Annotated in this window: 5 protein-coding genes; 3 read left to right on the forward strand and 2 right to left on the reverse strand. The window is 67.3% G+C overall.

All coding sequences use genetic code 11. The features are described from left to right. Positions 1-107: 107 nt before the first annotated feature. A complete protein-coding gene (locus ACEN88_RS22435) occupies positions 108-1532 on the reverse strand; it encodes a glycoside hydrolase family 28 protein (RefSeq protein WP_413343168.1) in 1425 nt (474 codons plus the stop codon). Between the two features lie 289 nt (positions 1533-1821). On the opposite strand from ACEN88_RS22435, the gene ACEN88_RS22440 reads away from it, so the two are divergent. The 3 genes from ACEN88_RS22440 to ACEN88_RS22450 all read left to right on the forward strand — a co-directional run bounded on the left by ACEN88_RS22440 (position 1822) and on the right by ACEN88_RS22450 (position 5462). Beyond that, positions 1822-4764: a TonB-dependent receptor gene (locus ACEN88_RS22440; RefSeq protein WP_413343169.1), complete on the forward strand. Its 2943-nt coding sequence runs from the start codon at positions 1822-1824 to the stop codon at positions 4762-4764. Positions 4765-4844: 80 nt separating this feature from the next. Further along, entirely contained in the window at positions 4845-5057 is a 213-nt protein-coding gene (locus ACEN88_RS22445) for a hypothetical protein (RefSeq protein WP_413343171.1), read from the forward strand. An 18-nt stretch (positions 5058-5075) separates the two neighbouring features. Further along, complete coding sequence (locus tag ACEN88_RS22450; RefSeq protein ID WP_413343173.1) at positions 5076-5462, forward strand: glyoxalase superfamily protein; 387 nt, start codon at positions 5076-5078, stop codon at positions 5460-5462. Positions 5463-5471: 9 nt separating this feature from the next. Here the strand turns inward: ACEN88_RS22450 and ACEN88_RS22455 are convergent. Further along, positions 5472-6144: glycosyltransferase family 9 protein (locus ACEN88_RS22455; protein WP_413343175.1), on the reverse strand; the 673-nt coding region annotated here is incomplete at its 5' end.

The raw sequence follows: 6144 nt of genomic DNA on the forward strand, positions 1-6144 counted from the left end.
GATAACGCGCCGGCGCCGCGTGCGCTGACGGGCCTGCAGGACAGGTACGAGGATGCGGCCATCGTCCGGGATGGCGGCGGCGAGCGCCGCGCACAAACGGCGGCCGCTCATGCCCGCACGTCCGCGCGGTTGTCGAAGCCTTGCACGTGCTCGGTGACGACCGGCGTCCCGCGCACCGTGCGCACCGCCACGTCGCGCAAGCGTATGTCGCGCACCGGCAGTTCCGCCTCGCCCTTCACGCGGCAGACGAAGCCCGCATCCTCGACGCGGATGCCGGACACGAACAGGCCTTCGATCGGCGTGAGGCGGCGCTCGAGCGTGGGCACGAGCGTCTTCCATTGGTACAGCACATCCGTCTCGACGGCAAGCACGCCGCCCTTGATGCGGGTGGCGCTCACGTTCGTCATGTGGATGTTGCGGACAAAGCCGCCGCGCCGTTCGTTCGTCTTCACGTACAGCAGGTTGTTGATGGTGCTGGGCACGGAGGAATCCGCGTGATCGAAGTGGCAGTCGTCGACGAACACGTTCTCCACGCCGCCCGACAGCTCGCTGCCGATCGCCATCAGCTGGTGGCCATTCTTGATGCGGCAGCGGCGCATGACGATATTGCGCGACGGGACGCCGAGGCGCCACGCGTCGCGGTCGCGCCCGGACTTCACGGACACGGCGTCGTCGCCCTGGTCGAACGTGCACTGGTCGATCAGCACGTTCCGGCTCATCTCCGGATCGACGCCGTCGTTGTTGTGGCCGTGCGCCGCGATGTCGACCCGGCGGATCACGACGTCGCGGCAGAGGTAGGGATGCAGCACCCAGAACGGGCTGTCGACGATGTGGATGTCTTCCACGAGCACGTGGCGGCACCGGTTGAACTGGATGAAGTGCGGACGCAGGTTGGCCTGGCCCGCCGTCATGTCGCGCCGTTCCACGGGCACGCCGTCGCGGCACGCCATGTTGTACAACGCGACCAGCGCATCCATGTGCGCCCGCGGCCGCGCATACCATTGCTTCCACACGTCGAGCCGCGCGCGCAAGGTGCCGCGGCCCGTGACCGCCACGTTCTCGCACCCGTATGCGTACACGAGCGGCGAATAGTTCATGCATTCGAGTCCCTCCCAGCTCGTGGACACGGCCGGCAGGTAGTCGCGCGGGTCGGGCGAAAAGAGGAGTGTCGCGCCGTCCTCCACGTGCAGCGCGACGTGGCTCTTCAGGTGGATCGGGCCGGTCGGCCACGTCCCCGCCGGGACGACGACGACACCGCCGCCGGCCGCATGCGCCGCCGCGATGGCGCGCGCGAGCGCGGTGCCGGTCGCGGCCTGGTCGCCGCGCACTGCCCCATACGTCACGATGTCGAAGCGGGGCGCGCCCGAGAAATCGGGCACGGCGATGGCGGGCATCGTGAACGGCGCGTCGACGCGGACTTCGGACCTGGGCAGCGTGCCGGCGGATCCCGGCATGAAGGCCTGGCAGCCGGCCAGCACGGGCACGGCAACGCCGGCGCGCAGCAGCGCGCGCCGTGAGAGGGAACTGGGCACTGAACGTCTCCTTTGATGGTGCACCGCGCACCTTGTGAGCGCATATTGTGCCGCCTGCGCGGGCACCGTTGTCGATTCGCCATGCAAGCGCTCAACAACGTGATTATTACCGCGATCGTACCGGACCGACGGTTCGCTCAAGCATGCTTGGCGCTACCATGCCCCCGTCAATATGACCGCACGAGTCATCGATAACGACATGGAGACTACAACGATGCGTTTCACCGCAACCCCTCGGAACATTCATCCTCTTTCACCCCGCAGCCGCATCAGTATCGGCGTCCTGGCGATGCTCGCTTCGCTGCATGCACACGGCCAGGAGACGGCGGCGGCGGCCGATGCGGCGCCTGTCGCCACGACCGCTGCCGACGGCAAATCGTCCGACAGCGTCGTGGTCGTGACGGGCTTTCGCGCGAGCCTGAACAGGGCGCTGAACACGAAGAAGAACAGCGACGGCATCATCGACGTGATCAAGGCCGAGGACATCGCCAAGTTCCCCGACGCGAACCTCGCGGAATCGCTGCAGCGCGTGCCCGGCGTGGCGCTGGCGCGCGGCGACGGCGGCGAAGGCAAGCAGATCACCGTGCGCGGCCTGAACGCGGGCTTCACGCGCGTGCGCATCAACGGCATCGAGGGCGTGGCGGCGACGGGCGCCTCGGACATCAACGGCAGCACGAACCGCGGCCGCGGCTTCGACTTCTCCGTGTTCGCGTCGGAGCTGTTCAACAGCCTGGAAGTGCGCAAGACGTCGGAAGCGGACATCGAGGAAGGCTCGCTGGGCGCCACCGTCGACCTGCGCACGGCGCGGCCGTTCGATTTCAAGGGCCGCACGTTCAGCATCGGCGGCCAGGAAAGCCACAACTCCCTCTCCGGCAAGACGCAGCCGCGCGTGACGGCGCTGGTGTCGGACCGCTGGGACACGGGCTACGGCAAGGTCGGCGCCCTGCTCTCGGCCGCGTACTCGAAGCGGCGCGCGACGGAAGAAGGCTACGAGGCCGTGGAACTGCTCAGCGCCAGCAACGACGGCGGCTTCTGCTCGCCCGTCGGCGTGTCGCCGCAGGTCCCGGGCAACGATGCCGTCAAGGGCATCACCGCGACGACGTGCGGCACCGGCATGCCGCGCGCGACCGATCCTGCCGCGTACAACAGCGTCATGGGCCGCAAGGACAATTACGGCGGCACGGTCGCGAACCCGGCCGCCGGCTCGGGCGCGTTCGCACCGCGCATCCCGCGCTACCGCCGCTCGCAGACCGATTACGAGCGCACGGGGATCACCAACTCCTACCAGTGGCGCAATGCGGACAGCGAACTGAATCTGGACCTCATGTACGGCAAGTTCGCCAATAAACGCTACGACAACTACATCGAGGCGATCTCGTTCGGCCGCAACCTCGGTTCGAACGGCAAGCCGCAGACGTCGATCCTGGACGCGCATTTCGACCAGAGCGGCAGCTGGGACTACGGCAAGTTCAACGGCGTGGACGTGCGCACCGAAGGCCTGCTGGACGTGTACACGACCAAGTTCCGCCAGCACGTCCTGTCCGGCAGCCACAGGTTCAGCGATACGGTGAAGGCCGACTTCATGGCCGGTAACTCGAACTCGAACCTGAACGAGCCGATGCGCGCCACCGTGCAGTTCGACGCGCCGAACGTGAACGGCTTCTCGTGGGACTTCCGCGACAACCGCAACGTCCCGACGCTCAACTTCGGCATCGACGTGAGCAATCCGGCCAACTTCCAGTTCGCCCCGCAGGATGCCGCCGGCAACGTGCGCGGCATGTTCGTGGGCCGCTACCTGGACACGACCAACAAGCTGCAGACCCAGGCCGCCAACGTGCACTGGGAGATCAACGACCACGTGACGAGCCACTTCGGCATCTCGGCCCGCAAGAACATCTGGACCAACTACGAGATCGGCAACAGCGCGAATGCGGTCGCGCTGCCGGCCGGCGTGTCGATGGCCGACATCTCGCGCCAGATCAGCGGCTTCGGCTCGGGCCTGGGCGGCACCGGCGTGCCGGGGTCGTGGGCGGCCGTCGACCTGCAGAAGTTCCTCGGCGTCGTCAATACCGAGTGCCACTGCGATGCCGTGCCGGGATCGCAATACAACTACCTCGCGCAGACCAACCGCCGCGTGGAAGAAAAGATCAATGCGCTGTACGGCATGGTCGACTTCAATTACGACCTGTTCGGCGTGACGTGGCGCGGCAATGCCGGCGTGCGCGGCGCGGAGACGACGGCGACGTCCACGGCGATGATCAACGTGCAGGGCCAGCTGCAGCCGAACACGGGCACGAAGAAATACCGCGACTGGCTGCCCGCCTTCAACCTGACGGCGCAGCTGCCGAAGGACGTGTTCCTGCGCTTCTCGGCCGGCAAGACGTTGTCGCGGCCCGAGTACACGGACCTCGCGCCGAATGCGACCGTATCGCCGATCTCGCAGTCGGTCTCGATCGGCAACCCGAACCTGGACCCGATCCGCGCCAACACCTACGACCTGCAGGCCGAGTGGTATTACGCGAAGAACGCGATGGTCTCGCTCGGGCACTTCCGCAAGGACATCAAGAGCTTCATCCAGAGCGTCAACGAGCGCGTGCCGTACAACACGCTCGGACTGCCGAACGAACTCCTGATCCTGAACGGCTGCTCGCTGACGGGCGCTCCGATCTGCCAGACCCTGCCCACGACGGAAGTCAACGTGAGCCGCAAGGTCAACACGGCCGGCGGCCCGCTGAAAGGCTGGGAATTCAACCTGCAGGCGCCGTTCAGCTTCCTGCCCGGCTTCTGGAGCAATTTCGGCCTGCTTGCCAACGCGACGCGCGTGAAGTCGCGCATCACGTACATCACCCGCGTGGACAACCCGGCCACGCCGGCGAACGAGCAGCTGACGCAGGTCGCGGACTTCACGGGCCTGTCGCCGCGCACCCACAACCTCACGCTGTACTACGAGGACGCGAAGTTCAGCGCGCGCGTGTCGGCGGCGCACCGCTCCAGCTATATCTATGCCGTGCTGGGCGACGTGGCGGGCCACGACTACACGATGGTCGACGGCTCCACCAACATCGACATGAGCCTCTCGTACAACATCACGCCGCAACTGCGCGTGTCGCTGGAGGGCCAGAACCTGAACGACACGCCGCTGCGCTACGGCCGCGACACGCAGCGCAACGACACGCTGCTGTACGTGCATTCGGGCCGCTCGTTCGTGCTGGGGCTGAACTACAAGTACTGAAGCACGGGGTGTGAAAAAGTGCGAGCTTCAGGGCGCGGCGATCTGGTATTCTTTCCGTTTTACTGCCATCCCGCCGCGCCATGTCCTTTTTCGCACGTAACGCACGCTTCCTGTCACCGGCCTGCATGCTGTTCCTCGCCGCCGCGCGCATCGTGGACGCGGTGCGCTCGGGCGCGACCGCCGACTGGCTCGCGGGCGTCGGCTTCGCCGGCGTGGCCGTCATGCTCCACCTGACCCTTGGCGCGGCGCACCGCAAGCGTCTCGCGGAGGCCGGCCAGGACGGCAGCGCCTGAATCGTGCAAGGAGGTTCCATGTACACCCTGTCCCGCGTCACTCCCATCCTGCGCATCTTCGACGAAGCAAAGGCGCGCGAGTTCTATATCGACTTCCTCGGCTTCAAGATCGACTGGGAGCACCGCTTCGAAGGCGGCGACTTCCCCGTCTACATGCAGGTGTCGCTGGGCGACTGCGTGCTGCACCTGTCCGAGCACTACGGCGACGGCAGCCCGGGCGCGTCGATCCGCATCGCCGTGCGCGACCTCGACGGCTACCAGGCCACGCTGCTCGCGAAATCGTTCAAGTATTCGCGCCCGCACGTCCAGACGATGCCGTGGGGGACCCGCGAGATGACGATCCGCGATCCGTCGCACAACCGCCTGTCGTTCGAGGAACCGGTCCCCGGGGCCGACGCGTCTTGAGGCTTTGCTTCAATCCCGGCCGTCCACGGCGGCCAGCACCTCGTCCACGCCGATGCGCGTGACCCAGTCGTCCTGTTCCGGCACCATGAGCACGGTGCTGCGGGCCCGGTCGATCGGCGCCCACTCCGGGTGATTGCGGCGCATCAGCGCGATGACCGGCACGCCGACCGCATTCGCCAGGTGCATCACGGCCGTCTCCACGGAGATGACGAGGCTGCACAGCCGCAGCACGGCGGGCAGCTGGAAGAAGTGCTCGTCCGCGCAAAACAGCCGCACATGCGCGAGGTCGGGGTCGGGCCGCCCTTCGAACAGCCGGCGCGCTTCCTCCTGCGCTTCCGGCACCACGTTGACGACGACGGTGACGCCGCGCCACGCGAGCCGGTTCTTCAGCGCGCGTGCCAGCGCGGCCACGCGTTCCAGGGGCCACGGGCGGGCGGGCGATTTCCAAAATGCGTCCACCACCACGACCGGTTTGCCGACCGTGCAGCCCCAGACCGCGAACTGCGCGTGCGCCCTGCGGACCCAGCGCTCGGGGATGTCCAGCCGCGGCATGCGCGCGGCCGGCGGCACGTCCACGCCGAAGCAGCGGGCGAACCAGGCCGCGTAGATGTCGCTGATGTGTTGGTGCGCCGCCTCCGCGGGCCCATACACGGGAAGCGCCGCGTCCAGCTTGCGGTAGCCC

The sequence above is a fragment of the Massilia sp. CT11-108 genome, from assembly GCF_047302915.1.
Lineage (GTDB): Bacteria > Pseudomonadota > Gammaproteobacteria > Burkholderiales > Burkholderiaceae_D > Telluria > Telluria orientalis.

What these genes read in the sequence shown, in the direction of transcription:
- ACEN88_RS22445 (WP_413343171.1), top strand. Translation starts at nt 4,845, where the DNA reads ATGTCCTTTTTCGCACGTAACGCACGCTTCCTGTCACCGGCCTGCATG.
- ACEN88_RS22450 (WP_413343173.1), top strand. Translation starts at nt 5,076, where the DNA reads ATGTACACCCTGTCCCGCGTCACTCCCATCCTGCGCATCTTCGACGAA.
- ACEN88_RS22440 (WP_413343169.1), top strand. Translation starts at nt 1,822, where the DNA reads ATGCTCGCTTCGCTGCATGCACACGGCCAGGAGACGGCGGCGGCGGCC.